This window comes from Mesorhizobium sp. B2-6-2 (assembly GCF_006440615.1).
Taxonomy (GTDB): Bacteria; Pseudomonadota; Alphaproteobacteria; order Rhizobiales; family Rhizobiaceae; genus Mesorhizobium.
On record NZ_VFUG01000011.1, the window covers coordinates 41,990 to 68,979 of the forward strand.

Genomic DNA, 26,990 nt, shown 5'->3' on the forward strand with positions numbered 1-26,990 from the left:
CTCAGCGGACCCCTTTCACCAGGTCGCGGGCGGCGGCGATGACGTCGGGAACCTGCGGCACCGTCGCCTTTTCCAGATCCGGATTGTAGGGGATCGGCGTCTCGGCGCCGCCGAGGCGCACGATCGGCGCATCGAGATAGTCGAACGCCTCGCTTTCGGCGACCATGGCGCTCACTTCCGCGCCGATGCCGAGCGTCTTCACCGCTTCGTAGACGCAGAGCAATCTCGATGTCTTCTTCACGCTGTCGATGACGGTCTGCCTGTCGATCGGGCGGATCGTGCGCAGATCGACCACCTCGATGTCGATGCCCTCGCCTTCAAGCACCGCCGCGGCGTCGAGCGCCTTCTGCACCATGATCGATGTCGCGACGATGGTGAGGTCGCGGCCTTCGCGGCGGATCTCGGCCTTGCCGATCGGAACGGTGTAATGGCCTTCCGGCACATGGCCCTTCATCTTGTAGAGCAGCTTGTGCTCGAAGATCATGACCGGGTCCGGATCGGCGATTGCTGCCAACAGCATGCCCTTGGCATCGTGCGGCGTCGCCGGCTGAATGACCTTGAGGCCGGGCACATGGCCAAGCCAGGCCTCTAAGCTCTGGCTGTGCTGCGCGGCGGCACCCGTGCCCGAGCCCGCCGGGAAACGCATCACCACCGGTACCGAGACCTCGCCGCCGAGCATGAAGCGCATCTTGGCCGCCTGGTTGACGATCTGTTCCATGCCGAGCGTGGCGAAATCCGAGAACTGGAATTCGAAGATCGGCCGCATGCCGGTGACGGCCGCGCCCACCGCGACGCCGGCGCCGCCCAGTTCGGAGATCGGCGTGTCGATAACCCGCTCGGTGCCGTAGCGCTCGACTAGGTCGCCTGTCACCTGGAAGGCGCCGCCATAGACGCCGATATCCTCGCCCATCAGGAAGACGCGTTCGTCCATGTCCATGGCGATCGCCATGGCTTCCTGGATCGCCTGGGCGTAGCTCAGTTCACGCAGCGCGGCGTCCATCACGCAGGCTCCGTGTAAACGTAGTTCTGAAGGGTGGCGATCTCGGGCGCCGGGCTCGCCTTGGCGAACTCGATGCCGTCGGCGATCTCCTTGGCGACCGCATCGCGGATCGCCTGGATGCCCTGGTCGTCGATGAAGCCGAAATCGCGGAGTTCCGTCTCGAAGAGCGTGATCGGATCGCGGTTCGCCATCCAATCCTCGATCTCTTCCTTGGTGCGGTAGCGGTTGCGGTCGCTCTTGGAATGGCCGCGATGGCGGTAGGTCTTGGATTCTATCAGCGTCGGCCCCTCGCCGGCGCGCGCCCGCTCCACGGCCTTGAAGGACGCCTCGGCGACCTCTGAGAAGATGTTGCCGTTGACGATGACGCCGGGCATCGAATAGGCGGCCGCCCGCTCGGCGATGTTCTTTACCGCGGTGGAGCGCGCCGTCGAGGTCGACATACCGTAGCCGTTGTTCTCGCACACGAAGATCACCGGCAGCTTCCAGACCGCCGCCATGTTCAGCGCCTCGTGGAAGGCGCCTTCGTTGTTGGCGCCGTCGCCGAAGAAGGAAACCACGACCTTGCCGGTCTTCATCATCTTGGACGAGAGCGCGGCACCTACCGCGATCGGAATGCCGCCGGCAACGATGCCATTGGCGCCGAGATTGCCCTTGGCGACATCGGCGATATGCATGGAGCCGCCGCGGCCCTTGCAGTAACCGGTGGTCTTGCCGAAGAACTCCGCGAACATCCGGCTGACCTCGGCGCCCTTGGCGATGCAATGGCCGTGGCCGCGATGCGTCGAGGTGATCTGGTCGTCCGCGGCGAGCGGCATGCAGATGCCCATGGCGCTGGCTTCCTGGCCGATCGACAGGTGCATGGTGCCGTGGATGAGGCCGCGCGTGTAGCACTCTTCCGCGCCCTCTTCGAAGCGGCGGATGAGGTACATCTTATGGAGCACCTCCCTGAGCTGCTCCGGGCTGTACTGGCGATAAACGAAAGGCAGGTTGGCCCGGCTGTCCACGACGGCGGCTTTGCTGGCTCCAGCCATGATCACGCCTCCACGGCACCGTAAACGAGCTTGTCCTGGCGGGCACGCAGCTCGGCGATCTTCGAGCCCGGCGCGGGCGCCGCGTTGGCATAGGTGATGAGCTCGCCCTTCTTGATGGGCGCAGTCACGGAGCCGCCCTGCAGCAGGCCGCAGGGAATGGCGCGTGCCGCATGGGCCTCAGGGGCCGTCATGATCCACGCGCGATAGCAATATTCGCCGATGGCGTCGAGCTTGTCGCCGGGCTTCAGATCCTTCTTGGCGACGGCGCAGACTTCGGCCACGGGCTTGGCCAGCGGCACCATGTCCGCCTTGCCGTAAAGCACGACACGGGCGCAGGTGAGCGGCACTTCCAGCGAGGTGAGGTGATAGGGACGATGGAAGGTGAAATACGGGCCCTTCCCCATCTTCAGGTCTTCCATGCGCTCCGAGATGCGCGGATGCGACATGTCGGCGACGACGAAGACGCCGGGCGCCACACCCTTGCCGATCGAATAGTCGACGACGCCGACCTTCGACAGCACGCCGCCATCCTTCTCGGGCACCAGCACCTTCGACAATTCGCCGAGCGTCGTCGCCGGACCGTGCATGCCGGGCTTGTCGGGAACCAGCCCGGTCGCATTGGCGATCGCCGCCATCTCGACCATGGTCTTCGAGCCATCGACGAATTCGACCAGCATGCGCACATTCATATGCCGGCGCTTGGCCTCCTCCTCATAGTCAGGAGGCGTGGCATCGATGTTGAGCGGGTTGTTCTTGCCCTTGCCGGCGGCAACGATCGGGTGGCCCATGGCGGAGACGAACTCGATCAGCTCCATGCAGGACGACGGCTCGTCGCCGGCGCCCAGAGAATAGGTGACGCCGAGGCGGTCGGCTTCGCTCTTGAGATAGGCGCCAATGGTGACGTCTGCCTCGACATTCATCATCACCAGATGCTTGCCATGCTCCATGGCGCGCAGGCCGATCTCGGCGCCGACGGCCGGAACGCCGGTCGCATCGATGACGACGTCGATGAGGTCGTTGCCGATGACAAGGCTGGAATCGTTGGTGACGGCGATCCTGCCGGCCTCCATGGCCGACGTCATCGCCGAGGCGCTCGAAACTTCGCGCGCATGACCGGTTTCCTGGAAGGCGATATCGACGGCCTTGCTGGCCGCCGGCAAGTTGAGTTCGGAAATGGCGCCGATCTCAATGCCAGACATGTGGGCGACGCGGGTAACGATGTCGGTTCCCATTTCGCCCGAGCCGATCAGGCCGATGCGGATGGGCTTGCCGGACTTGGCGCGCTCCTCGAGGTCACGGGCAAGGCCCGTCAACGAAATATTGGAAGCCATGCCGCTTATTCCTCCCACATCGCATGCTGTTTGACTGCTTGACGCGTATTGAACATCTGTATTTCTGTCAAGACTAATGTCCAAATCTTTGGCCGTCCTCGACGCTTTTCGAGTCGGTTGACGCGCAACGGCGAAAAGCGCGGATGCCTATATCAAACCAAATGGAAGCGAGCGGGCCGCGCCGAATGTCGGTCAAAGCCGGACTACGGCCCGCGACGAACCATGACGAGATATCTAGGCGGCAATTGCTACTGGCAAACGTCGACCCAGAGGGCGCCGACCAGATCGGCCATGCGCGCCGGCGTGATGCGCACCGCGGCATTGGTGGCGCCGGCTGCGGGAACGACCTCGTCGAAGGCCTTGAGCGACAGATCGCAATAGACGGGTAGCGGCGACGGCAGGCCGAACGGGCAGACGCCGCCAGGCGGATGGCTGGTGATTGCCAGCACCTCCTCGCCGCCCAGCATGCGCGGCTTGCCGCCCATGCTGTCCTTGAATTTGCGGTTGTCGAGCCTGGCGATGCCGCTGGTCACGACCAGCATGGCCTCGTCGCCCACGCGCAGGCAGATCGTCTTGGCGATCTGCGCCGGCATGACGCCGTGCGCCTCCGCCGCCAGCGCCACTGTTGCGGAACTTGCCTCGGTGACGATGACTTCGATGTCGGGTGCATGCTCGGCAAAAAAGGCGCGAACCGATTCCAAACTCATAGGACCCCTCGTCAGACCTGTCGAACACCGGCTCGCGAATCGCATGGCGGCGCGGTCATTGACAAGAGCCACGGCCGCGCGTTGCGCACCTTGTCTTGATGTATGTCGTTCCCCAAAACCGCAGCGCACTGTTGGGCGACATGCATCAAAAAGCCCGCCAGGCAGGCCTTGGCGGGCTTTTACATGGACGCTTGCTTGCGTCCCTATTGCTGCGTGGGCCGGTTCTCGGCGGTCGGCACTCTGATCAATTCCTCTTCCGGCACCTGCAGGGCGGAAGCGATGCGCCGAAGCTTGGCGGGGTCGGCGTCCTTGCCGTCCTCAATGTCGACGATCTCGCCCACGGCCAGGCCGCAGGTCAAAGAGAGCTCCTCGATCGTGTATCCCCTGGTTTCGCGCGCGGCTTTGAACGGGTTGAGGCCGGACGCGGCAATTATGTCGTTGGAAACAGCGTTTCGTACGGTGTTGGGCATGGCAACTCCTTGAGATGAAACAGGGTCGGATAAAATGTGGTGTTGCCTGAGACGGGCGGGAGAATGCTCGTTAACAAATGATTTGCCAAGAGCACCCCATACGGCGTCACGCCATCGTGAAGCTGCGTTTCGGCTGATGTCTCGGGCTGCGTATATGTAAGACCGCGGAGCGCTCAATCAAGTTCTTTTGAAGGTCCGCGGCCGGATCCTCCGGCATTTTCGGCGTCTCGGTTCGTTAGCTTGCCGTCACCGGTGGTGGCCGACAGACCGGCGCCGGGCGCAATTGTGCTTGGCACAGTCTCAAGCGCCATCGGCGCGACGCAAGCGTGGGCCGCAGATGCCATACGTGTTCGAGGCACTGTCGTCAGCGTTGCCGGATCGACGCTGACGGTGAAGGATCGCGATGGCAAAACCGATGCGATCACGCTCGCCAACGGATGGAAGATTTCTGGCGTCGCCAAGGCGTCGGCAGCCGATATCAAACGGGGCGATTTTCTTGGCATCGCCTCGACATCCAAGGCCGACGGCGGCAGCGGCGCGCTGGAAGTCGTGATCTTTCCAGCCGCGCTGAAGGGTACCGGAGAAGGCGATCGCGACTGGGATCTGCAGCCCAACAGCCGCATGACCAACGGCACCGTCGCCGACGTCGCCGAGATCGAAGGCCGCACCGTCACGCTTACCTATGACAACGGCCAGAAGAAGCAGATCGCTATCCCGCAGACGACACCAATCGTGACATTCGCCACCGCCACGCCGGCAGATCTCACGCCGGGCATCGCAGTGTTCGTCAATGCCGAGCGCGGCGGCGACGGCAAGCTGATCGCGAACCGCGTCGTTGTCGGGAATCACGGCATCGCGCCGCCGATGTGAGGAGGGCAGCGAGCGGCTCGAACAGCTTTGGCGACTTGAAGACTCGGCCTAGCTGGGGCGGCGGCATCGCGAAGTGAGCCACTTCCATGCCGAGGTCCGTGCGCCGGATGCGTGGCGCGCCGAGGAGAGCCGCGCCGGCTTTCCCAATCCGCCGATATCGCCGGCCGCAACGCCGCCGCCGTTTCCATAGCGGTGCCGAAAAGATCAGCGCCGGCTGATAAGGAGGCCGGCAAGCAGTCCGACCACAACCAGCCCGACGGCGGCGGCCGTCGCCGGATGATCGCGCGCAGTGCGCTCGATCGCCCTGCCCCTGCGCCTTATTGTCGGCAGCGCCTCGTGGAAGAGATCGGCAAGTTGCGAATAATAGTCAGACGCCGCCTCGCGGCCATCCTCGTAATAGGCGTCACCGCGCCTGGCCAAAACCTTCTTCAGGTCGTGCAGTTGTCGCGAAAGCGCCGCGACCTGCTTGTCGATATCACCGTCGGAGAGGGTCGAAAACGATGCCATGCTTGTTGTCCTTCTCTTCGAGAAGGCCTAACGCACGGGCGAAGGGCCCGTTCCGGCCGACCGACCGAGCGCGGTTAAAACGAATATGACCGTTCAACGAACCTGGTCGAGCAGACGCTTGCATTCCAGCAAGTCGAACAGCGCCTCCTGCAGCAAGGCGCGATTGTCACGCGACAATTTCGACGAGTCGGGTTGAACCGGACCTTCGTCGTCGCTCTTGCCGAGGCCGAAGAAACGGCGGCTGGGCTTCACCTTCGGCTGGCCAACCAGCGCGTCTTCGTCGCCGCGCGGCTGCGCGGCCGCCGTCAGCGGCACCTGCTCGGCCTGGCGGCGCTGGGCGATGGCCTCTACCGCGGCCATGTCGCCATTGCCGATGGCGACCAGGAAATGGTTGCCGTTCTCGCGCAACAGCTTCTGCACGCCTTTGATCGTATAGCCCTGATCGTAGAGCATATGCCGGATGCCCTTGATGAGCTCGACGTCTTGCGGCCGGTAGTAGCGCCGGCCACCGCCACGCTTCATCGGCTTGATCTGGGTGAAGCGGGTCTCCCAGAAACGCAGCACGTGCTGCGGCAGATCAAGATCTTCCGCGACTTCGCTGATGGTGCGGAAAGCATCGGGGCTCTTGTCCATGGGCCAATCCTCCACACTGGACCACGATCCGGGCATGGTGCCGAATCGCATCTATTTCAGCGATTTATGAAACGATATTCAAGCCCAGCGTCAAAACCGGCGGCGGTTTTCAACCGCATTCGCCAGCAAACTACTTGCCGCCCTTGCCCTTGCTGTTCTGATGCGAACGCAGGATCCGGTTCTTGAGCACGTTCGAGGACTTGAACGTCATCACCCGGCGCGGCAAGATCGGTACTTCCTCGCCGGTCTTGGGATTGCGGCCGATGCGCTCGTTCTTGGAGCGGACATGGAAGGTGGCGAAGGACGACAGCTTGACCGTCTCACCGCGAACGATGGCTTCGCAGATTTCGTCCAGCACAGCCTCGACGAGTTCCGCCGATTCCGTTCGCGACAAACCAACCTTCCGGTAAACGGCTTCAGCAAGGTCGGCACGCGTAAGTGTCTTTCCCCCCATGCGACCGTCCCATCTGCTCGCAAAAACGTAAATCGATACAGGCAAAGGCTGAGCCTAAGTAATTGATCCGGCAAGGTCAAGGACCGAACCGGCGAGTTCGGCACTTACCAGCTGAGCAACACCGCGCCCCAGGTGAAGCCTCCACCCATCGCCTCGAGAAGAACCAGGTCGCCCTTCTTGATGCGACCGTCGGCGACGGCCACCGACAAAGCGAGCGGCACCGAAGCAGCCGAGGTGTTACCGTGTAAATCGACGGTGACCACCACTTTCTCTTCGGCAATCCCGAGCTTCTTGGCGGAAGCGTCAATAATCCGTTTATTGGCCTGATGCGGCACGAACCAGTCGAGGTCCTCGGCCGTTATGCCGGCCTCGCTGAAGGTCGCCTCGATGACGTCGGTGATCATGCCCACGGCATGCTTGAACACTTCACGGCCTTCCATCCTCAAATGGCCGACCGTTCCCGTGGTCGAAGGGCCTCCGTCGACGAAGAGCTTGTCCTTGTGCACGCCGTCGGAGCGCAGGCTTGCGGCCAGCACGCCGCGATCGGTGATCGCGCCGGCTCCGTCTTCCGCTTCGAGAACCAGCGCGCCGGCGCCGTCGCCGAACAGCACGCAGGTCGAGCGGTCGCTCCAGTCGAGGATGCGCGAGAATGTTTCCGAGCCGATCACCAGGACGCGTTTGGCCAGGCCGCCGCGTATATAGAGATCGGCAGTGGCGACGGCGTAAACGAAGCCCGAGCACACGGCCTGCAGGTCGAAGGCAAAGCCGTGATGCATGCCGAGCCGGTTCTGGATTTCGACAGCCGTCGCCGGGAACGTGTTGTTGGGCGTCGAGGTCGCCAGGATGATGAGATCGATATCGGCCGGCGTCATGCCGGCGCTGTCGAGCGCGGCGCGCGCCGCATCCTCGCCAAGTGAGGCAGTCGTCTCGTCATCGGCGGCGACGTGGCGCTGGCGAATGCCGGTGCGCTGGACGATCCACTCGTCGGAGGTCTCGACCATGCCTTCGAAGTCGGCATTCTTCATGATGCGGCGGGGCAGCGCGGCACCGTTGCCGCGCACGACTGATCTGATCAAGGCTCTTTCCTATTCCTCGGCGTCGGCGACGCCGGACTTCCTGTTTGCCTGCGCGGTCGGGTTGCGCGCATGGAACAGATCGAGGTCGGCCTCGATCCGGTCAAGCAGATTGTTGCGTACCATATCGTAGCCGAGCTCGATGGCGGCCGCGAATCCGTCCGAATCGGCGCCGCCATGGCTCTTCACGACGATGCCGTTCAATCCCAGGAAGACGCCACCATTGGAGCGACCGACATCCATCTTCTCGCGCAGCCTGTCGAAGGCGCCCTTGGCGAAGACGTAGCCGATCTTGGCCATGAGCGTGCGGCTCATGGCGGCGCGCAGATAGCCGGCGATCTGCCTTGCGGTGCCCTCGGCGGTCTTGAGCGCGATGTTGCCGGCGAAGCCCTCGGTGACCACCACGTCGACCGTGCCCTTGCCGATATCGTCGCCCTCGACGAAGCCGCGATAATTCATCGAGGCCATGTTAGCCTCGCGCAACATGCGGCCGGCTTCCTTGACCTCTTCCTGGCCCTTGATCTCCTCGACGCCGACATTGAGCAGGCCGACGCTCGGCCGCTCGACGCCAAACACCGAGCGAGCCATGCCGGTACCCAGAATGGCGAAATCGATAAGCTGATGCGCATCCGCACCGATGGTGGCGCCGACATCCAGCACCACGCTTTCGCCGCGCGTTGTCGGCCAGAGCGCCGCGATCGCCGGGCGGTCGATGGTGGCCATCGTGCGCAGGCAGAATTTCGACATCGCCATCAGCGCGCCGGTGTTGCCGGCCGAAACGCAGGCCTGCGCGCCGCCGTTCTTGACCGCTTCGACGGCCTTCCACATCGACGACTTCCAGCGGCCGTGGCGAAGCGCCTGGCTCGGCTTGTCATCCATGCGTACGGCGATCTCGCAATGGACGAACTCGCTTATCTCGGCGAGTTTCGGGAACTTGGCGAGTTCAGGACGCACCACGTCCTCGCGGCCATAGACGACGAAGCGGATGTCAGGGCGGCGGATGGCGACGGTCATCAGCGCCGGGATGACCACGCTCGGTCCGTGATCGCCGCCCATGGCATCGATGGAAATCCTTATCACGTAGTGCTTTTCTCACGGTTTGCCTGGCTTGCGGCGGACGCCTGCCGAGGTAATGGGGCTCGCGAAGGTCCGGCGAAAATAGCGGTTTTGTGCCTGCGCACAACCAACTTTTCCAAAATCCGGACCACCTCAGGATTTTCCAAGCAGCGAACGCAGCTTTTTCTGGAATTCGCTTTCCTCGATCTGATCGTCGCCGGCGACGTCGAGCGAGGCTCCCGACTTGCGCGGATAAGGGTCGATGGCCAGACCGAAAAACTGTTCGGCCAGCCCGCCGACGTCGATGGTGTCGCCGGAAAATGTCTCCGGACTGTCCGGCCCGTCGGCGTCGAGGACGATCTCGCCGCCGCCTTCGAAACCTTCGCGCCCAAGCTTCGACTGCTCGGGCAGAAACAGCGCCTCAACGGGCTCGTCGATATGCGCGGCGACCGGATCCAGGGTGACGATGCAGGCTTGCGTGATGTCGGCCGCGACGCGACCGGTGACCTTGACGCCATTGCGCTTCCAGGGGACCACAAGCAGTTCGGCGCGATAGCTCTCGACCGAAAGCAGATCATATTCGGCGGCAAGCGCCTCGCGCTGGCGCTCATCGGCCTCGACAAGGACAGGCAGGCCCTTTTGCGGCAAGCGCGCGACATTGGCGACGAAGGATACCGGGCTACGCAATGCGTCTTTCATGCCGGCCTCCTTCACGCTGCCCCGGCCGCCGGGAACGCGGCGGTGCCGGCGGCGATCGATTCGGTCGGCTGGGCGGCAAGCTTGTGCGAGGCCTCGCAGACATAGTCCGCCAGCAGCGGCGCCTGCGGCCAGGGGCCGGAGTCTGGCCTGACGTTGCGGGCGAGCGCCGCCGCAAGCGCCACCCGATCGTCTTCCTTGAGCGCTTCGTCATAGGCAGCCGTACGGCCGTAAAACATCTTTGCCAGCTTCTTCATGCGTTTGGGCACGCCGACATCGCCAATGCCAAGTTCGCGCAGCGAATGCTCGACATCGAGGAAGAACTCGTCGATCAGCACTTGCGCGACCTCGGCGGCCACGCCTTGCCCGCCATGCAGCCGGTGCTGGACAAGATACATGTGCAGCGACAGCATCTCGAAGCGGCCGAGCGGCGTATCCGGCACATTCCAGTCGGAATAAAACACCGTTTGCCGCGCCGCCGCCACGATTTGTGCGTAGAGCGCGTCGGTGATAGCGCGGTTGGCATTGCGTTCGCGGCCAAAAAGGCGCTGGAACATTGAGGGCGGTCTCCCGGGGACCTGTTGTTTGATTTGGCCTTGTTGCATCGGCATGCAAGCTGGTTTACCGGTTTTGCGGCCCAGCGCAAGTTGCGGGGATGTGATGGAGATTTGTTGTTGGGTGCGCTGAAATTCAAGTCGTTCTTTGCGCCCGCCCCAGTGGGCGCGGCTTCGCTGCTGGTAATGGTGTCAGCGCTTTCCGCCTGCAATTCGTCCAAGATGTTCGGAGATCTCCATCCGAGCGAGACGCTGACGAAAGGCTACGTCATCGACCAGCAGGCGATCGATTCGGTGCCGGTCGGATCGAGCCGCGAGCAGGTGCTTCTGGCGCTGGGCACGCCGTCGACGACGGCGACGTTCGACAACGAGGCCTTCTACTACATCTCGCAAACGCGCAAGCGCTACGTCGCCTTCGATAACCCGCGCATCGTCGACCAGCACGTGCTGGCGGTCTATTTCGGCGCTGACGGCCGCGTTACCCAGATCGCCAATTACGGTCTCAAGGACGGCAAGGTCTTCGACTTCATCTCGCGGACGACGCCGACCGGCGGCAAGGACCAGAACTTCCTGAGCCAGGTCATCAGCGGCGCCAGCAAGCTGGCGCCCGGCATCCCCGGCGGCGGTAGCGGCGGTACGCCCTGAGTTCGCTCGCCCGGCAACCTGATTGAACGAAAGACTTCGATCGACGGTCTTTCGTCGCCTGCCGGCGACCGTCCGACTGCGCTTGCCTATGCCCGCATAGCCACGTATGACGCTTTGGCGATTTCCGGGGGGCTGGATATGAGCAACAACGATCGTACCGTACCGCAGGGCTGGATGGCGACCGGCACGCCTGACCAACAGACGGTGACGCCGGACTGGCTTGCCGTCGATGCGCCGCCGATCGAGGGCGTCGCATTCAAGGAAATCAGACCCGTCGCGACTTCCAACGGCTACCTGACCGAGATCTTTCGCGAGGAATGGGCTCTCGATCAATCGCCGGTCGGGCAAGTGTTTCAGCGCACCATGTATCCGGGCGCGGTGACGGGCTGGCACGCACATGCGGCGACTCTCGACCGCCTGTTCTGCTGCGCCGGCAGCGTGCGGATATCGCTTTTCGACGGGCGCAAGGCCTCGCCCAGTTTCGGCACGGTCTGGCACAAGATCGTCGGCGCCTCGCGACCGGCAATCGTGACCATTCCGCCCGGCGTCCGGCACGGTGTCGTCGCCCTCGGACCGGAGACAGCGTTGCTGCTAAACCTCGTCGACAAGGCTTACGCCTATGACGCGCCCGACCATTGGCGCCTGCCGCCCGATACGGAACAAATCCCCTACAAGCTGGTGTAGTGTGGAACAGGCCGGTCAAGGCGCGCCAATCGGACCGATCGAACCGCTGGTCTCGATCGTGATAGCGACGCACAATCGTCCGGCGGTGCTGCATCAAGCCCTGAAGAGCCTCGTTGGTCAGACCCTGCAGGACTGGGAGGCCATAGTCATCGGCGACGCGTGCCGCCCTGACACCGCGGCCACGGTCGCTGCATTCGAGGACGCCCGCATCTCCTATATCGATCTTCCGGTGAACTTCGGCGAGCAGTCGGGTCCGAACAATATCGGCTTTGCCCGGGCCCGCGGCCGCTTCATCGCCATCTTGAACCATGACGATCTATGGTTTCCCGACCATCTGGCGTCCACGTGCGGCTGGATCGACGCCACCGGTGCCGATGTGGTGATCGCCCGAGGTGCAGTCATCGAGTCGTCCGCGAGCAAAGGCTCCAGACATATGATCCTCGGGATGGGCCGGGACGGCTTCTATGACCCAGTTACCACTGTCGGATTCGGCTCCGCGCAAATGATCCGGCGGACGTCGCTGCCGAGGCTTGGACCATGGCGCCCGGCCAGCCAGTGCGTTTGCGAGAGTTCCCAGGACTGGCTGTTCCGTGCCTGGCGCAAGGGTGCTGTGATTGCGACAATGCCCCATCTAACCGTGCTCATGCTGCATTCGGGCAAGCGCGAAGGCAGCTATGCGCGAGATACGGCGCGGGAACAGGAAGAGCTGATGGACGCGATGGATGCGCCAGACGCGTTGCGGGTCAGGATTCTCGGCAACGCCGAGGAACCTGCCCCCCTCAAGCGCTCCCGCTATCTCAAACGCAGGCTTCTGGCCATGTTTGGCATACATCCGCGGGCGCGGTCCTTCCGCCGCCAATATCGCCGCGGCGCGTTCATTGCCATGCTGCGCCGGACACGCGGCTTGCCGCCGATGCCCGAGCGAGAACCAGACGCCAACGCGTTGCTGGCCCGCTATCGCCGTGGCGGCGAAAGGCCGGAAGCCAGTTGAGTGCCCGGAATGCATGATGTCATGCCGAAATACAAAGCCCGCGGGATCGCTCCCGCGGGCTTTGTCCTGGAATGGCCGCTGCAATCAGCCGTGCGCGAGCACCGCGAGCAGAAGCAGCGCGACGATGTTGGTGATCTTGATCGCCGGGTTGACGGCCGGGCCGGCGGTGTCCTTGTAGGGATCGCCGACGGTGTCGCCGGTGACCGAGGCCTTGTGCGCTTCTGAACCCTTCAGGTGCTTGACGCCGTCCTTGTCGGTAAAGCCGTCCTCGAACGACTTCTTGGCGTTGTCCCAGGCGCCGCCGCCGGAGGTCATCGAGATGGCGACGAAGAGGCCGTTGACGATGACGCCGAGTAGCGAGGCGCCGAGCGCCGCGAAGGCCGAGGCCTTCGAGCCCGAGATCAGAAGCACGCCGAAATAGACGACGAGCGGCGCGAGCACCGGGAGCAGCGACGGAATGATCATTTCCCGGATCGCCGCCCTGGTCAGGATGTCGACGGCGCGCGCATAGTTCGGCTTCGAGGTGCCGGCCATGATGCCCTTGTCCTCGCGGAACTGCTTGCGCACTTCCTCGACGATCGAGCCGGCGGCGCGACCGACCGCGGTCATCGCGATACCGCCGAACAGATAGGGAATCAGGCCGCCGAAGATGAGGCCGGCGACGACATATGGGTTGGAGAGATCGAACGAGATCTCGCCCATGCCCTGGAAGTAGGGGTACTTGTCGCCATTGGCGGCGAAGAACCTGAGGTCGTTCGAGTAGGCGGCGAACAGCACCAGCGCGCCGAGGCCGGCCGAGCCGATGGCATAGCCCTTGGTCACCGCCTTGGTGGTGTTGCCGACGGCGTCGAGCGCGTCGGTCGAGTGGCGGACTTCCTTGGGCAGGCCGGCCATTTCGGCGATGCCGCCGGCATTGTCGGTGACCGGGCCGAAAGCGTCGAGCGCCACGATCATGCCGGCCAGGCCGAGCATGGTGGTGACGGCGATCGCTGTGCCGAAAAGGCCGGCGAGCTGGTAGGTGGCGATGATACCGCCGACGATGACGATGGCCGGCAGCGCCGTCGATTCCAGCGAGACCGCGAGGCCCTGGATGACGTTGGTGCCGTGGCCGGTCACCGACGCCTGAGCGATCGAGTTCACCGGACGCTTGTTGGTGCCGGTGTAATATTCCGTGATCACGACGATCAAGCCGGTCACAGCCAAGCCGATCAGGCCGCAGATGAACAGGTTCTTGCCGGTGATGACGATGCCGGCGACGGTGCCGACCTCGCCCCAGCCGAGCGTGGCCGAGGTAGCGACGGCGAGGCCGACGATCGACAGCAGGCCGGTGACGATCAGGCCCTTGTAGAGCGCGCCCATGATCGAGCCGTTGGAACCCAGCTTGACGAAGAAAGTGCCGACGATCGAGGTCAGGATGCAGGCGCCGCAGATGGCCAACGGATAGAGCATCGCGGCCCCCAGCACCGCGGTACCGCCGAAGAAGATGGCGGCGAGCACCATGGTGGCGACGACGGTCACCGCATAGGTCTCGAACAGATCGGCGGCCATGCCGGCGCAGTCGCCGACATTGTCGCCGACATTGTCGGCGATGGTGGCCGGGTTGCGCGGGTCGTCTTCCGGGATACCGGCCTCGACCTTGCCGACGAGATCGCCGCCGACGTCGGCGCCCTTGGTGAAGATGCCGCCGCCGAGACGGGCGAAGATCGAGATCAGCGAGGCGCCGAAGCCGAGCGCGACGAGCGAGTCGATGACGACGCGGTCGTTCGGCTGCAGGCCCATCGGGCCGGTCAGGATGAAGTAGTAGATCGAGACGCCAAGCAGCGCCAAGCCCGCGACCAGCATGCCGGTGATGGCGCCCGACTTGAAGGCGATGTCGAGGCCGGCGGCAAGGCTGTTCGAAGCGGCTTGCGCGGTTCGCACATTGGCGCGCACCGAGACATGCATGCCGATGAAACCGGCGGCGCCCGAGAGCACCGCGCCGATCAGGAAGCCGATGGCGGCGGTGATCGAAAGCAGCCACCAGGCAAGCAGGAGAACGACGATGCCGACGATCGCGATGGTCGTGTACTGGCGCGCCAGATAAGCCTGGGCGCCTTCGCGGATGGCGGCGGAGATTTCCTGCATGCGCTGATTGCCCTGATCGGACGCAAGGACCGAACGTGTCGCCCAGATGGCGTACAGAACTGACAGCAGGCCGCAGGCGATGACGGCGGTAATGATGGTCATTGCCGGATTTTCCTCGATTGATGGCCCAAAAGAACCCCTCCCTGGGCCGTTGGAACGGGGACGGATGCCGCACGCGGAATCCACCCCTTGGCTGGGGTGTATGCGAAACAGGGCTTGGAACGTCAAGATATTGTTCGGTTTTTGCCCGGCTTTCGCCCAAAAGACGATGGTGCCGGCGTTCGCCCTGTCGCAGCCATGGAATTAGATCGATTGAAATAGAACGAGCGCGGCAAACCGGACCAGCTCACCGGTGATGGCGGGCGCCGCGATCTAGCGCTCATATGCCTCGAGGGGCTGGAGCGTTCGCTTTGCAAATACTCATTGTGAGCATATCTTCCAGGCAAGACAGGAGTTAATCGATGAAATTCAAGGCTATCGTCCACGAAGCCGACGAGGGTGGATTCTGGGCTGAGGTCCCGGCCATCCCCGGATGCGCGACTCAGGGAGAAACCTTGGACGAGCTTCTGGCAAACCTGCGTGAGGCCATTGAGGGCTGCCTTTCTGTCGACCTGCCATCGTCATTCACTTCTGAGCCAGGCAGGATAGTGGAAATCGCCGTTTGAAGTCCATTTCCGGCAAGGACCTTGCCCGTATTGTCGAGCGGCAAGGTTGGCTGCTTCTGCGCATTGCCGGGAGCCATCACATCTATGGAAAGGAGGGAAGCATCGTACGTCTCTCCATCCCGATACATGGCGACAAGCCTCCTGCGCCATCTTTTGAAGATGGCACAAATCGACGAAAACGACGTTTGAGGGCAGCTACTCCGCCCCCTGCCCCATACGCCGCGCGGCGTAGCGTTCGATCGCCGACAGGCCGTCATAGATCAGCACTGCAAGCGCCGCGACGATCAGGCCGCCCTGCAGCACGAAGGCAAGGTTGTTCGAGATCAGGCCGGCGATTATCACCTCGCCGAGCGTCTTGGCGGCAACCGTCGAGCCGATGGTCGCGGTGGCGAGGCTGATGACCACCGAGAGCCGGATGCCGCCGAGGATCACCGGGGCGCTCAGCGGCAGCTCGACCTTCATCAGCCTTTGCCAGCCGGTCATGCCTGCGCCGCGCGCCGCTTCCGTCACGTTGCCGGGCAGCGTGGTGAGCGCCGTCAGCGCATTCTCGAAGATCGGCAGCAGGCCGTAGAGGAAGAGCGCGATCAGCGTCGGCTTCTCGCCGAAGCCGACGGCCGGCACAGCAAGCGCCAGCACCGCAACCGGCGGGAAGGTCTGGCCGATATTGACCAGGCTGCGCGACAAGGGCAGGAACTCGGCGCCGGCCGGCCTGGTGACCAGGATGGCCAAAGCCACGGCCACGATCGTCGCCGCCACCGTCGCCATCAGCACGATCCGCAGATGCTGCAATGTCAGCGTCAGCAGGCTGCCCTGGTTGTAGATCGCCGGCGCGCCATTCTCGGTCAGCGGTTTCAGCAGCGGCTCGAACCAGTTCGGGCTGGTGATGAAGACCGCCAGCAGCAAGAGGACAGCCAGCCTCAGCAGCGCGGGCAGCCAGGCTTTCATCGCGGCCTCGCCGCGCGTTTGACCAGGCCTTCGACGGTGACGCGGCCAAGCAGCTTGCCGTCGGCGCCTTTCACCGGCAGCGCCGGGCGGCCCGACCACAAGAGCTCGGCCAGGGCGTCGCGCTGCGTGGCTTCGCCGGGGATCGCCTCGCCTTCGGCACCGCCGGGCTCCACCGCATCGCGCACAGGCCCGAGCGACAGCAGCCGGAACGGCCTTTCGCTGGCGCCGACCAGTGTCTCGACAAAGCCGTTCGCAGGCCTGGCCAGAATCTCCGCCGGTCTTGCGTATTGCACCAGCTTGCCGGCATCCATGACGGCTATTTTGTCGCCCAGATGCACGGCTTCTTCCATGTCGTGGGTGACGAGGATGATGGTGGTGCCGAAGCGCTTCTGGATCGCCAGCAGGTCCTCTTGCGCCTTGGTGCGGATGATCGGATCCAGCGCGCCGAAGGGCTCATCCATTAAAAGCACGTTGGGCTCGGCGGCCAAAGCGCGGGCAACGCCGACGCGCTGCTGCTGGCCGCCGGAAAGCTCGTGCGGGTAACGCGGGCCATATGCCTGGGGGTCGAGCTGGTAGAGCGTCATCAACTCGTCGACACGGGCCTTGATGCGATCCCTGTCCCAGCCGAGCAGCAACGGCACGGTGGCGATATTCTGCGCCACCGTGCGATGCGGAAACAGGCCGTGGCCCTGGATGGCGTAGCCGATGCTGCGGCGCAGCTGATAGCCGGGCACCGAGCGGTTGTCGGCGCCGTCGAGCTTGACGACGCCGGCGCTCGGCTCGACCAGCCGGTTGATCATCCTGAGCAGCGTCGTCTTGCCGGATCCCGACGTGCCGACAATGGTGGCGATGGTTCGCGGCTCGATGACCATCGAAACATTGTCGACCACCGTCGTCTCGTCATAGCGCTTGGTGATGCCTTCGATCTCGATCATGCCGTTTCAACCCTGCGCCTGGTGGCGGTCATCTCGATGACGGCGTCGAGGATGATCGCCGCAGCAAAGGCCAGCGCCACGGTCGGCAGCGCGCCGAGCAGCACCAGATCCATCGCCGTCTGGCCGACACCCTGGAAAACGAACACACCGAAGCCGCCGCCGCCGATCAGCGCCGCGATAGTGGCAAGCCCGATGTTCTGCACAAGCACGATGCGGATGCCGGTCAGGATCACCGGAAAGGCGAGCGGGAACTCGACGTCGAAGAGGCGCTGGCGATCGGTCATGCCCATGCCGCGCGCGGCGTCGTTGGCCGCGCGGGGTACACCAGCCAGCCCAACCACCGTATTCGCCACCACCGGCAGCAGCGAATAGAGGAAGAGCGCGACGAAGGCCGGCGCGGTGCCGATGCCCCTGATGCCGACCGCGGCGGCACCCGGCACATGCACGGCGACCCAGCCGAGCGGCGCGATCAGCAAACCGAAGAGCGCGATCGACGGAATGGTCTGGATGATGTTGAGCACATTGAGCACCCCTGCCCGCAACTTCTCGACGCGATGGCACAAGATGCCGAGCGGAATGCCGACGATCACCGCGCCGGCCAGCGAGCCAAGCGCCAGCGTGACGTGCTTGGAAGCTTCGGCCCAGAAACTGTCGGCGCGGCTGGCGTATTCCTTGAGGATGGAAAGACTGTCCCAACGTCCCGAAACGAGCAACGCGGCAATGGCTAAAGCGGCCAGCACGAGCACGCCGACGCGCGCCCCGGGCGACAGGTTCAGCCGGGTCAACACGTCCGCGAGAAGCAAGGTAAAGGCAAAGATCAGCAGCCAGAAACCGGAGGCCGGCGAGACGCGAGCGAAGGTGTTGCCGGCGGGCGTCAGAAAACCGCCGGCAACACCGATAAGGATCGTAAGCGCGACCAGCGCCGCGACACCGGCGATCAGCCTGAGCAAAAGCGGCGTCCTGAGCAGGGCGACGATCGCGGCCGCCATCACTATCGCCAGCAATAGCATGCCAAGCGTGGACGGCAGCGCTTCGAGGATCGAGCGCGCCTGCCCGGGCACGATACGGTTGGCCCGAAACGTCGCGAACGGGGCGAGGAACGCGGCATAGGCCACGATCGCGGCAATGACGACGCCGAGCTTGTCGAGGCGGATGCTCATGACGCGCGTTTGCGCGAGGCGCCCCCCTCTGGCCTACCGGCCATCTCCCCCTCTGCGGGGGAGATCAGATGTCGCGTGGGCCTTCGCCAATCACCAAGGCCGGAGAAGGGAGCGAGGCGCGGCAACTGCCAATCTCCCCCCTTGAGGGGGAGATGTCCGGCAGGACAGAGGGGGGCGCCTTGCACCGACCTCTCGCTTTTCAAGGCAGGTTTATCTATTTCAAAAACCCGTTTTTCTTCAAAAAGTCCTCCGCCACCCCCTTCGCCGGCTCGCCGCCCAGCTGAACGCGGCCGTTGAGCTCCTGCAACGTGACGAGATCGAGCTTGGCGAAGACCGGCTTCAGCAGCGCCTCGATTTCGGGATGTTCCTTCAGCACCTTCTCGCGGATGATCGGTGCCGGCTGATAGATGGGCTGCACAGCCTTGTCGTCCTCGAGCACGACGAGGCCGGAAGGCTGGATGCCGCCATCCGTACCATAGACCATGGCGGCGTTGGCGCCGTTGGTCTGGTTGGCGGCGGCTGCGATGGTCGCGGCGGTATCGCCACCGGAGAGCGTGATCAGCTGGTCCGGCTTCAGCGTGAAGCCGTATGTCGTCTGGAAGGCCGGGAGCGCCGCCGCCGAATTGACGAACTCGGCGGAGGCCGCCAGCACAACCTTGCCGCCGCCCGCGACGTATTTGCCGAAGTCGGTCAAGGTGACGAGCTTGTTCTCGTCGGCCACTTCCTTGCGCAGCGCGATCGCCCAGGTGTTGTTGGCCGGCGACGGCGACAGCCAGACGATCTTGTTGGCGTCATAGTCGAGCTTCTTGGCGGTTTCGTAGGCCTTGGCGGCGTCCTTCCAGACAGGATCGTCGGCCTTCTGAAAGAAGAAGGCCGCATTGCCCGTATATTCGGGATAGATGTCGATCTCGCCGGCGGTGATCGCCTTGCGCACCACGGGCGTCGCGCCGAGCTGGATGCGGTCGGTCGTCTTGATGTTGTTGGCGTTGAGCACGAGCTGGATGATGTTGCCCAGCACCCCGCCTTCGGTATCGATCTTCGAGGAGACGACCACCTGAGCGCTGGCCGAGGCCGTCGCAAGGCCGAGCGCGATGGCCGCTACGGCGAGCTTTCCGATTGAAAACATTGTGAAAAATCCCTTGCTGTGGACCGATTAGTCGGTGGCCGCATGTGAGCACGGCTATAACGGCCAGTCGGGGTACACGGTTTCATAATTGAGGGGATCAGCGCAATATCTTTGTTCCCAGCGCCAGGGAAGCGCGGCAGGCAGTCCCGACAGCGTGATGTCAGCTGGCGGCGCGCAAGCCCGTCAGCTTCAGGGTCCCGAGCGCCAGGAAGCAGAGCGCGACGACCGGGAAGACGATCCAGTTCAGCATGGTCCAGCCCCACGCATTGTAGATCGCGCCCGACATCAGCGAGGCAAAGGCGACGGAGCCGAACAGGACGAAGTCATGGAAACCCTGAACCTTGCTCTTCTCGGAGGGCCGGTAGCTGGCCGCGACCATTGCGGTGGCGCCGATGAAACCGAAATTCCAGCCGAGCCCGAGCAGGATCAGCGCCGTCCAGAACTGCCAGAGCGCCAAGCCGGAAAGCGCCACGGCAGCACAGCCGATCAGCAGGACAAGGCCGGTGGCGACGATGCGTTCGGCGCCGAAGCGATGGATCAGCGAGCCGGTGAAGAAGCTTGGCCCGAACATGGCCATGACGTGCCACGAGATGCCAAGCGTGGCATTGTCTTCCGACAGGCCGCAGCCGACCATGGCGAGCGGCGCGCCGGTCATGACGAAGCTCATCAGCGCGTAGCTGCCGACGGTGCAGAACAATGCGGCGATGAAACGCGGCTGGGCGACGATTTCAATCAGCGGGCGGGCATCGCTTGCAGCGGTTTCAGTGACGGCGCCGGTCCGGGAGGAAACCCGCAGGAACGACAGGATGAGCGCGCCGACCGCCGCCAGGGGCAGGATCGAGACGAAAGACCCGGCAAACATCACCGGAGCCAGCAATTCGCGCGTGTAGATGACGATCTGCGGCCCGAGGACGGCGGTGATGATGCCGCCCGCCAGCACGAAGGAGATGGCGCGCGCCTTGAACTCGGGCGGCGCGTTGTCGGCGGCGGCGAAGCGGAATTGCTGGACGAAAGCGCCGCCGGCACCGATGACGCAGAGGCCGAAGGCGAACAGCCAGAAGCTCGCCTGATAGAGCGCAAGCGTCGCGATCAGGCCGCCGAGCGCGGTAACGATGGTGCCGGTCATGAAGCCGCCGCGATGGCCAAGGCTGCGGATGATGGCGGCGGCCGGCAAGGACCCGAGCGCCACGCCAAGATTGAAGCCGGTGACCGGCGCCGTCGCCAGCGACTTGTCCGGGCCGAGCAGATATTGGCCGGCAAGCGCGCCGAGCGAAATGGCGATCGGAGCTGCCGAACCGACAATCGCCTGCGCAGCGGCAAGCAGCACCGCCGTGCGGCGCCCTTCCCTGCCGGTCTCGGCGATCGCGGCCATTGCGGTCGTCACGAAGCGTCCTTGCCTCGCCCCTCGCCGCGAACCCGGCGCGAGACGCGATCGAGGACGGCGTTGACCAGCTTCGGCTCGTCTTCCTCGTAAAAGGCTTTTGCGATGTCGACATATTCGGAAACGATGACGGCCACCGGCACGTCCTCGCGCTTCATCAATTCGTAGACGCCGGCGCGCAGGATGGCGCGTAGCGTCGAATCCAGCCGCGACAGCGGCCAGTCCTCGGTCAGCGCCTGGCGGATGACGGGATCGATGGTCTTCTGGTTCTCGACGACGCCAGTCAGGATAGCGCGGAACCATTGCGCGTCAGCCTCGCGATAGAGCGCGCCGTCGACTTCCTTGCCGAGGCGGAAGGTCTCGTATTCGGCCGTGATCTCGAAGACGCCGCTGCCGGCCACATCCATCTGATAAAGCGCCTGGACGGCGGCAAGACGGGCAGCCCCACGCTTATTGGCGTGGCGCGCCGCTCCGGTCGAGGCGGGATCGCTCACGATTGGGCTCCGAATTTTTCTTTGAGGGCGATCATGGTCAGCGCCGCGCGTGCGGCGAAGCCGCCCTTGTCGCCTTCCGTCTTGCGCGCGCGCGCCCATGCCTGCGCGTCGTTTTCGGTGGTAAGAATGCCGTTGCCGATCGCGATCGCCTCCTGCACCGAAAGGTCCATCAGCGCGCGGCTCGATTCATTGGCGACGATGTCGAAATGATAGGTGTCGCCACGGACGACGGTGCCGAGCGCAACAAAACCGTCGTAATGCGTGCCGCCTTCGGCCGCTCCATCGAGCGCGAAGGTGATGACAGCAGGTATTTCGAGCGAGCCGGGAACCGTGACGACGTCATAGGTGGCGCCGGCCTCATCGAGCGCGCCGGTCGCGCCTTCGAGCAGGGCATCGGCGAGGTCGTCGTGAAAGCGCGCTTCGACAATGAGCAGATGCGCCTTCGCCTTCGGGCGAATGAACGCTTTGCCATGTTGGGATGTGCCAGCCATAAAAGTCTCCGGGGGGTTGCCGGTGACTTAGGCCGAAGCCGTGTTGACCGCAAGCGGAAGATTGGCGGGGGTGGACGTCAGACGCCAGTAGCCTCGCGATAACGACGCACCGTATCACGCAGACGGTCGTTCACCGGCTGAGGTTTGATAAGAGCTTCAACGAACACCTGGCGATCGTTGACCGACACATTGAGGGCGGGCGCATCCTCGATGTGGAGCTTTTCTTGCAGCGCGGAGCCAATTTCGCCTTTAGTCATCAAAGCCCCTCTTTCGCTGCCTCGGCCAGGCGCGCGGCATAGCGGGCCATGGTGTCGATCTCGATGTTGACGCGATCGCCGGCCTGGCGCTCGCCCCAGGTGGTGACGCTCAGCGAGTGATGGATGAGGAGCACGTCGAAGCGGGTCGCTTCGACCTTGTTGACGGTAAGCGAGGTGCCGTCGAGCGCGACCGACCCTTTGGGCGCGATGAACTTCGCCAGACTGCGCGGCGCTTCCAGCGTGAAGCGCACGGCATCGCCCTCTTCCTTGCGCTCGACGATTTCGGCGGTGCCGTCGACATGGCCGGAGACGATGTGGCCGCCGAGTTCGTCGCCGATCTTTAGCGCGCGTTCGAGATTTATCCTGGTGCCGGGCGTCCAACTCGACGCAGTGGTCAGCCTCAGCGCTTCCTCCCAGGCCTCGACCTCGAACCAGCGCGCATTCGAGCCGTGCTCGGGCAGCGCGGTAACCGTCAGGCAAACGCCGCCGCAGGAGATCGAGGCGCCGATCGCGATAGTCTTGGGATCATAGGCGGTGTCAATGCGCAGGCCGACGCCTTCCGCCAGCGGCTTCACCGAAGCGATAGCGCCCACATCCGTGACAATTCCTGTAAACATCAGAGAGCGTCTTTCGTTTTGACCATGATCTCGCACAAAAACCGGTTCCCACTTTTCGCGATCATGGTCTTACCCATTCGGCATAGCTGTCCTCGCCAAACCGCATGTCGCGCAATTTGCGAAAGCCTGCCGGGATATGGTCGGCGTCGATGGGCGATGCAATGCCATCCTCGCCGATCGCCTCCGGCCCCTGGAACAGGACGATGCGGTCGACCAGGTCTTCCTCCAGGAAGGCCTTGGCCACCCCGGCACCGCCTTCGACCAAAACGCTTGCCATGCCGAGTGCCGCCAGATCCTCCAGCAACTCCGGCAAGGCTATCTCGCTTTCATAGGTTTCCGTGCCGATGAAGTGCACGCCTGCGCGTTCGAGCGACGCCCGCCGGTGCGCATCGGCCTCTGGGCTGGCAGCGATATAGAGCGGAACACGGTCGACGCCCGAGACCAGCTTCGACGTCTCCGGCAACCGGATCTGGCGATCGAGGATGATACGCGCCGGCGAACGGTTCTCCAGTCCGGGCAGGCGCACGGTCAGCGCCGGGTCGTCCTCGAGCGCGGTGCCGATGCCGATAAGGATGGCGTCCGCCTCGGCGCGCATCATATAGACATCGCGCCGGGCGATCTCGCCGGTGATGGCGACCTGTCCGGCGCCTTTGCGGCCGATCTTGCCGTCGCTCGAAAGCGCAAGCTTCAGAGTCACTTCCGGGCGTTTTTTCAGAGAACGAGTCAGATAGCCGGCCATCTGCTCGGCGGCCTCGGTGGCCAGCACCTTCTCCGCCACCTCGACGCCGGCGGCGCGCAGGATGGCATAGCCCTTGCCGGAGACGCGCGGATCGGGATCGCTCGCCGCGCCGACGACGCGCGCGATGCCGGCATTGACCAGCGCGTTGGCGCAAGGCGGCGTGCGGCCGTGATGGGCGCAAGGCTCCAAAGTGACGTAAGCCGTAGCGCCGAGCGCAAGCTCGCCGGCCTCGGCAAGCGCTTCGGTCTCGGCATGGGGGCGGCCGCCCACGGCCGTCACGCCGGTGCCGACAATCATCGGGCCGGCGCCGTCGTCGCGCACGATGATGGTGCCGACGGAAGGGTTGGTGGAGGTGCGGCCGGCATTGCGGCGCGACAGCCTGATGGCCGCAGCCATGAAACGGCGATCAAGGGCCGCCTGCGCGGCCTCGTCCAGTCGCTGTCCCGCCATGATCAGCCGGCGTCCTCTTCGGTCTTCTCCTCGTCGCCCTTTAATTCGCCCAGCAGCTCGTGAAAATCCTTGGCCTCGCGGAAATTGCGATAGACCGAGGCGAAGCGGACATAGGCGACGTCATCGAGCGACTTCAGCGCCTCCATGACCAGCCGGCCGACCTCGCCCGAGGCCACCTCGGTTTCGCCTGAGCTTTCGAGCTGGCGCACGATGCCGGTGACGGCGCGGTCGATGCGCTCGGGGTCGACATTGCGCTTGCGCACCGCGATCTCGACCGAGCGCAGCAGCTTGTCGCGGTCGAACGGCACCTTGCGGCCGGACTTCTTGACAACCACAAGGTCACGCAATTGCACGCGCTCGAAGGTGGTGAAACGACCACCGCAGTCAGGACAGACGCGGCGCCTGCGGATGGCCGCGCCATCCTCGGCGGGACGCGAATCCTTCACCTGCGTATCTTCGGACTGGCAATAGGGACAACGCATGGGAAGCTTTCGGTTTGGCGATTCTGTAGGATGCCGGACGCTATGGCAAAGCGCGGAGCCTTCCTATCAGAGATAGCGAGGCGCAAGCACAATTGCCAGCGCCCTGCCCGGCCCGACGGCAAGTGTCAGGGCGCGACGTCCTTGGTCGAAAACCCGCAGGACGTGCCGAGGTTGCGATAGGCCTTGGTGAAGCCGTCCATTGGGATGCTGGCGACGGCCTGCTTGCCGAAGACCACATCGAGCGAGGTGACCTTGCGCATGGCGCGCAGCAAGGCCAGGCTGGTCTTAGCTTGGTTGTCGACCATCCAGCTTGGGCGGCCGCCGGCGGCGGCGTTGGACGTGACCGTCGCGGCGACCTTCACGCCGGGGTCGCCGAAGGTCGCGGCGATCTTGTCGCCGGTCGGCAGGGTCTTGTTGTCGACGATGAACATGATGGTCGGATACGCATCCGGCGGCAGCGCGTCGCCGGTCGAGATCGACAGCGTCAGGGAGCCCGCATTGCCGTTGCCGTCGAGGAAGGCCGTGGAGGCGGCGCAGGTCTTGTGCGCGTCCTGGCCGGTATCGAGCGTATCGATGATGGTGGTCCACCTGCCGAAGGTATTGGTGGCGGGCAGATCAGCATTCGGCTTGGTCTCGTCCTGGGCCATCGCGGCGCAGGTGGCGAAGGCGGCAAGCGAGCCAAGCAAAGCCGCGGCGAGACGGGAAGCATGCATCATCGGATCTCCAGTAAGCCGCGCCGCCCAGAGGAGCGGCGCAAGCGCAGGATAAAAGATGACGCGGGGCGCCCGGTCAACCGAGATAGGGATAGAGCGGAAAGCGATCGGTCAGAGCCGTGACCTTGGCCTTCACAGCGGCCTCGACCGCTGCATTGCCCTCGTCGGAATTCGCCACCTTCAGACCGTCCAGCACCTCGGCGATCAGCTTGCCGATCTCGCGGAATTCGGCCTGGCCGAAGCCGCGCGTGGTGCCCGCCGGCGTGCCGAGGCGCACGCCAGAAGTGACGAAGGGCTTTTCCGGATCGAACGGGATGCCGTTCTTGTTGCAGGTGATGTTGGCGCGGCCAAGGGCTGCTTCCGCGCGCTTGCCGGTGGCGTTCTTCGGACGCAGGTCGACCAGCATCAGGTGATTGTCGGTGCCGCCCGAGACGATGTCGAGGCCGGTCTCCTGCAGGCTGGAGGCCAGCGCCTTGGCGTTGGCGACGATGCTTTCGGCATAGGCCTTGAAGCTCGGCTTCAGCGCTTCGCCGAGCGCCACCGCCTTGGCGGCGATGACATGCATCAGCGGGCCGCCCTGCAGACCCGGGAACACCGCCGAATTCATCTTCTTGGCGATTTCCTCGTCATTGCACAGGATCATGCCGCCGCGCGGGCCGCGCAGCGACTTGTGGGTCGTCGTGGTCACGACATGGGCATGCGGCAGCGGCGACGGATGCATGCCGCCGGCGACGAGACCGGCGATATGCGCCATGTCGACCATGAGATAGGCGCCGATCGAATCGGCGATCTCGCGGAAACGCTTCCAATCCCAGATACGCGAATAGGCGGTGCCGCCGGCGAGGATCAGCTTCGGCTTCGTCTCATGCGCGGTCTTCTCGATCGCGTCCATGTCGAGCAAATGGTCGTCCTTGTGTACGCCGTAGGAGACGACTTTGAACCACTTGCCGCTCATATTGACCGGCGAGCCGTGAGTGAGGTGGCCGCCCGAATTCAGGTCGAGGCCCATGAAAGTGTCGCCGGGCTGCAGCAGCGCCAGGAACACTGCCTGGTTCATCTGGCTGCCCGAATTCGGCTGGACGTTGGCGAAGTTGCAGCCGAACAGCTTTTTGGCGCGCTCGATGGCCAGTTCCTCGGCCACGTCGACGAACTGGCAACCGCCATAGTAGCGCTTACCCGGGTAGCCCTCGGCATATTTGTTGGTCATGATCGAGCCCTGCGCCTCGAGCACGGCGCGCGACACGATGTTTTCGGAAGCGATCAGCTCGATCTCATGGCGCTGGCGGCCGAGCTCGTTGCGGATGGAGCCGAAGATTTCCGGATCGGCATCGGCAAGCGTGGTCTCGAAGAAGGATTCGAATTTGGTGGAGGCTGCCGCGGCATTAGACATGGCTTGCTTTCCCTTGGGGCCGGAGGTCTGCGAGGTCGCCGCGCATTAACACAGTTGTTTTCGGCCCGCCACGTTTGCGGCGCGAAATTTGCTGGCCGGTTTGCGTCAAGCCAAGCCTGGCGGGTGCTAATCGCGCGGCTCGCGGCTTCGGCAGCGCCTCTGAGAAGGTGATTTCGGTGAACAGCTTGCGCGCCGTATGGTCGTTGATGTCGCCACGGCGAAGCATCGCCCCGCCGTTCGGCGCGCTCGGCCTCGTTGCCGGGATGCCTGAAGCCCAGTTCGATCGCAGATTCAATCCGATGCGCAATCGAAGGCGCGC

32 protein-coding genes are annotated in these 26,990 nt (G+C 64.2%); 5 read left to right on the forward strand and 27 right to left on the reverse strand.

Annotated features, from left to right (window positions below):
- Position 1 precedes the first annotated feature (1 nt).
- The 5 genes from FJ419_RS20645 to FJ419_RS20665 form a co-directional block, all read right to left on the reverse strand.
- Entirely contained in the window at positions 2-1,000 is a 999-nt protein-coding gene (locus FJ419_RS20645; protein ID WP_140697490.1) for an alpha-ketoacid dehydrogenase subunit beta, read from the reverse strand.
- Positions 1,000-2,031, reverse strand: a complete 1,032-nt coding sequence (locus tag FJ419_RS20650; protein ID WP_140697493.1) for a thiamine pyrophosphate-dependent dehydrogenase E1 component subunit alpha — start codon at positions 2,029-2,031, stop codon at positions 1,000-1,002. The genes FJ419_RS20645 and FJ419_RS20650 overlap by 1 nt, the downstream gene beginning before the upstream one ends.
- A gap of 2 nt (positions 2,032-2,033) precedes the next feature.
- Complete coding sequence (locus FJ419_RS20655; RefSeq protein ID WP_140697496.1) at positions 2,034-3,362, reverse strand: NAD(P)H-dependent oxidoreductase; 1,329 nt, start codon at positions 3,360-3,362, stop codon at positions 2,034-2,036.
- Positions 3,363-3,610: 248 nt separating this feature from the next.
- Positions 3,611-4,069: a YbaK/EbsC family protein gene (locus tag FJ419_RS20660; RefSeq protein ID WP_140541302.1), complete on the reverse strand. Its 459-nt coding sequence runs from the start codon at positions 4,067-4,069 to the stop codon at positions 3,611-3,613.
- Positions 4,070-4,272: 203 nt separating this feature from the next.
- Positions 4,273-4,539, reverse strand: a complete 267-nt coding sequence (locus FJ419_RS20665; protein ID WP_140697499.1) for a helix-turn-helix transcriptional regulator — start codon at positions 4,537-4,539, stop codon at positions 4,273-4,275.
- 282 nt (positions 4,540-4,821) lie between these two features.
- Between FJ419_RS20665 and FJ419_RS20670 the strand changes: the two genes are divergently transcribed.
- The gene (locus tag FJ419_RS20670; RefSeq protein WP_246679283.1) at positions 4,822-5,409 is read left to right on the forward strand and encodes a hypothetical protein; all 588 of its coding nucleotides are present in this window, start codon (positions 4,822-4,824) and stop codon (positions 5,407-5,409) included.
- Between the two features lie 204 nt (positions 5,410-5,613).
- Here the strand turns inward: FJ419_RS20670 and FJ419_RS20675 are convergent, their stop codons facing one another.
- The 7 genes from FJ419_RS20675 to FJ419_RS20705 form a co-directional block, all read right to left on the reverse strand.
- A complete protein-coding gene (locus FJ419_RS20675) occupies positions 5,614-5,916 on the reverse strand; it encodes a DUF883 family protein (protein ID WP_140541300.1) in 303 nt (100 codons plus the stop codon).
- Between the two features lie 93 nt (positions 5,917-6,009).
- Positions 6,010-6,549, reverse strand: coding sequence for a MerR family transcriptional regulator (locus FJ419_RS20680; protein ID WP_040983239.1), 540 nt, complete (start codon positions 6,547-6,549; stop codon positions 6,010-6,012).
- Between the two features lie 130 nt (positions 6,550-6,679).
- Positions 6,680-7,003: an integration host factor subunit alpha gene (locus FJ419_RS20685; RefSeq protein WP_040983242.1), complete on the reverse strand. Its 324-nt coding sequence runs from the start codon at positions 7,001-7,003 to the stop codon at positions 6,680-6,682.
- Between the two features lie 104 nt (positions 7,004-7,107).
- Positions 7,108-8,079 carry a beta-ketoacyl-ACP synthase III gene (locus FJ419_RS20690; RefSeq protein ID WP_140697505.1) on the reverse strand — a complete coding sequence of 324 codons (972 nt, stop codon included), beginning with the start codon at positions 8,077-8,079 and terminating at the stop codon, positions 7,108-7,110.
- Positions 8,080-8,088: 9 nt separating this feature from the next.
- Positions 8,089-9,156 carry a phosphate acyltransferase PlsX gene (gene plsX / locus FJ419_RS20695; protein WP_140541298.1) on the reverse strand — a complete coding sequence of 356 codons (1,068 nt, stop codon included), beginning with the start codon at positions 9,154-9,156 and terminating at the stop codon, positions 8,089-8,091.
- Positions 9,157-9,285: 129 nt separating this feature from the next.
- The gene (locus FJ419_RS20700; RefSeq protein WP_140697507.1) at positions 9,286-9,831 is read right to left on the reverse strand and encodes a YceD family protein; all 546 of its coding nucleotides are present in this window, start codon (positions 9,829-9,831) and stop codon (positions 9,286-9,288) included.
- A gap of 11 nt (positions 9,832-9,842) precedes the next feature.
- On the reverse strand, positions 9,843-10,385 hold the full coding sequence (locus tag FJ419_RS20705; protein WP_140541296.1) for a ubiquinol-cytochrome C chaperone family protein: 543 nt from the start codon (positions 10,383-10,385) through the stop codon (positions 9,843-9,845).
- A gap of 117 nt (positions 10,386-10,502) precedes the next feature.
- Between FJ419_RS20705 and FJ419_RS20710 the strand changes: the two genes are divergently transcribed.
- The 3 genes from FJ419_RS20710 (at position 10,503) to FJ419_RS20720 (ending at position 12,702) form a co-directional block, all read left to right on the forward strand.
- Entirely contained in the window at positions 10,503-11,027 is a 525-nt protein-coding gene (locus FJ419_RS20710; RefSeq protein WP_140541295.1) for an outer membrane protein assembly factor BamE, read from the forward strand.
- Positions 11,028-11,165: 138 nt separating this feature from the next.
- On the forward strand, positions 11,166-11,711 hold the full coding sequence (locus FJ419_RS20715; RefSeq protein ID WP_246679272.1) for a dTDP-4-dehydrorhamnose 3,5-epimerase family protein: 546 nt from the start codon (positions 11,166-11,168) through the stop codon (positions 11,709-11,711).
- Between the two features lies 1 nt (position 11,712).
- Complete coding sequence (locus tag FJ419_RS20720; protein WP_246679274.1) at positions 11,713-12,702, forward strand: glycosyltransferase family 2 protein; 990 nt, start codon at positions 11,713-11,715, stop codon at positions 12,700-12,702.
- An 84-nt stretch (positions 12,703-12,786) separates the two neighbouring features.
- Here FJ419_RS20720 and FJ419_RS20725 read toward each other — a convergent pair whose 3' ends face one another.
- Entirely contained in the window at positions 12,787-14,928 is a 2,142-nt protein-coding gene (locus FJ419_RS20725; RefSeq protein ID WP_140697513.1) for a sodium-translocating pyrophosphatase, read from the reverse strand.
- A gap of 359 nt (positions 14,929-15,287) precedes the next feature.
- On the opposite strand from FJ419_RS20725, the gene FJ419_RS20730 reads away from it, so the two are divergent.
- A complete protein-coding gene (locus FJ419_RS20730; RefSeq protein ID WP_140633856.1) occupies positions 15,288-15,491 on the forward strand; it encodes a type II toxin-antitoxin system HicB family antitoxin in 204 nt (67 codons plus the stop codon).
- A 195-nt stretch (positions 15,492-15,686) separates the two neighbouring features.
- Here the strand turns inward: FJ419_RS20730 and FJ419_RS20740 are convergent, their stop codons facing one another.
- The 14 genes from FJ419_RS20740 to FJ419_RS20810 form a co-directional block, all read right to left on the reverse strand.
- Positions 15,687-16,436, reverse strand: coding sequence for an ABC transporter permease (locus FJ419_RS20740; RefSeq protein WP_140697516.1), 750 nt, complete (start codon positions 16,434-16,436; stop codon positions 15,687-15,689).
- A complete protein-coding gene (locus tag FJ419_RS20745) occupies positions 16,433-17,371 on the reverse strand; it encodes an ABC transporter ATP-binding protein (RefSeq protein ID WP_140697519.1) in 939 nt (312 codons plus the stop codon). The genes FJ419_RS20740 and FJ419_RS20745 overlap by 4 nt, the downstream gene beginning before the upstream one ends.
- Positions 17,368-18,531 (reverse strand): ABC transporter permease, encoded by a 1,164-nt coding sequence (locus FJ419_RS20750; RefSeq protein ID WP_140697522.1) that lies wholly within the window; start codon positions 18,529-18,531, stop codon positions 17,368-17,370. The genes FJ419_RS20745 and FJ419_RS20750 overlap by 4 nt, the downstream gene beginning before the upstream one ends.
- 214 nt (positions 18,532-18,745) lie before the next feature.
- Positions 18,746-19,657 carry an ABC transporter substrate-binding protein gene (locus tag FJ419_RS20760; RefSeq protein WP_140697525.1) on the reverse strand — a complete coding sequence of 304 codons (912 nt, stop codon included), beginning with the start codon at positions 19,655-19,657 and terminating at the stop codon, positions 18,746-18,748.
- Positions 19,658-19,817: 160 nt separating this feature from the next.
- Complete coding sequence (locus FJ419_RS20765) at positions 19,818-21,029, reverse strand: MFS transporter (RefSeq protein ID WP_140697848.1); 1,212 nt, start codon at positions 21,027-21,029, stop codon at positions 19,818-19,820.
- Between the two features lie 8 nt (positions 21,030-21,037).
- Complete coding sequence (gene nusB / locus FJ419_RS20770; protein WP_140541285.1) at positions 21,038-21,532, reverse strand: transcription antitermination factor NusB; 495 nt, start codon at positions 21,530-21,532, stop codon at positions 21,038-21,040.
- On the reverse strand, positions 21,529-22,023 hold the full coding sequence (ribH, locus tag FJ419_RS20775) for a 6,7-dimethyl-8-ribityllumazine synthase (protein ID WP_140641425.1): 495 nt from the start codon (positions 22,021-22,023) through the stop codon (positions 21,529-21,531). The genes nusB and ribH overlap by 4 nt, the downstream gene beginning before the upstream one ends.
- Before the next feature lie 77 nt (positions 22,024-22,100).
- On the reverse strand, positions 22,101-22,280 hold the full coding sequence (locus FJ419_RS20780; RefSeq protein ID WP_140697528.1) for a DUF1778 domain-containing protein: 180 nt from the start codon (positions 22,278-22,280) through the stop codon (positions 22,101-22,103).
- Positions 22,280-22,897: a riboflavin synthase gene (locus FJ419_RS20785; RefSeq protein WP_140697531.1), complete on the reverse strand. Its 618-nt coding sequence runs from the start codon at positions 22,895-22,897 to the stop codon at positions 22,280-22,282. The genes FJ419_RS20780 and FJ419_RS20785 overlap by 1 nt, the downstream gene beginning before the upstream one ends.
- Positions 22,898-22,958: 61 nt before the next feature.
- Positions 22,959-24,086 carry a bifunctional diaminohydroxyphosphoribosylaminopyrimidine deaminase/5-amino-6-(5-phosphoribosylamino)uracil reductase RibD gene (gene ribD / locus FJ419_RS20790; RefSeq protein WP_181170766.1) on the reverse strand — a complete coding sequence of 376 codons (1,128 nt, stop codon included), beginning with the start codon at positions 24,084-24,086 and terminating at the stop codon, positions 22,959-22,961.
- A gap of 2 nt (positions 24,087-24,088) precedes the next feature.
- Positions 24,089-24,568, reverse strand: a complete 480-nt coding sequence (gene nrdR / locus FJ419_RS20795; protein WP_140541281.1) for a transcriptional regulator NrdR — start codon at positions 24,566-24,568, stop codon at positions 24,089-24,091.
- Positions 24,569-24,693: 125 nt separating this feature from the next.
- Positions 24,694-25,284 (reverse strand): hypothetical protein, encoded by a 591-nt coding sequence (locus FJ419_RS20800; protein ID WP_246679275.1) that lies wholly within the window; start codon positions 25,282-25,284, stop codon positions 24,694-24,696.
- A 73-nt stretch (positions 25,285-25,357) separates the two neighbouring features.
- The gene (gene glyA, locus FJ419_RS20805) at positions 25,358-26,671 is read right to left on the reverse strand and encodes a serine hydroxymethyltransferase (RefSeq protein WP_140697534.1); all 1,314 of its coding nucleotides are present in this window, start codon (positions 26,669-26,671) and stop codon (positions 25,358-25,360) included.
- On the reverse strand, positions 26,664-26,978 hold the full coding sequence (locus FJ419_RS20810; protein ID WP_140697538.1) for a hypothetical protein: 315 nt from the start codon (positions 26,976-26,978) through the stop codon (positions 26,664-26,666). Before FJ419_RS20810 ends, glyA begins: the two co-directional genes overlap by 8 nt.
- Positions 26,979-26,990: the final 12 nt, after the last annotated feature.